The organism is Yersinia aldovae ATCC 35236 (assembly GCF_000173735.1).
GTDB classification, from domain to species: Bacteria; Pseudomonadota; Gammaproteobacteria; order Enterobacterales; family Enterobacteriaceae; genus Yersinia; species Yersinia aldovae.
Genome location: NZ_ACCB01000132.1, coordinates 1 through 294 on the forward strand (window position 1 = coordinate 1; position 294 = coordinate 294).

Sequence of the window (294 nt, forward strand, 5' to 3'; positions counted from 1 at the left end):
TTATTGGTGGATATTTTCCATCGGGTCTCAAGGGAGTCACAATGTTCACGGTTTATCATTCTAATCAATTGGATTTACTCAAAGCGCTGACGACGGCACTGATAGAAAGAGAACCGTTGGATAACCCTTTCCAGCAAGAAGTCGTGTTAGTTCAAAGCCCTGGTATGGCGCAGTGGCTACAAATGCAACTGGCACAACAATTTAGCATTGCAGCCAATATTGAGTTTCCTCTGCCGGCGACATTTATTTGGGATATGTTTACCCGCGTTTTGCCCGGAATCCCGAAAGAAAGTG

Annotated in this window: 1 protein-coding gene; it reads left to right on the forward strand. The window is 44.9% G+C overall.

Annotated features, from left to right (window positions below):
• Positions 1-41 precede the first annotated feature (41 nt).
• A partial coding sequence (locus YALDO0001_RS22710; RefSeq protein ID WP_004705868.1) for an exodeoxyribonuclease V subunit gamma occupies positions 42-294 on the forward strand: 253 nt, incomplete at its 3' end.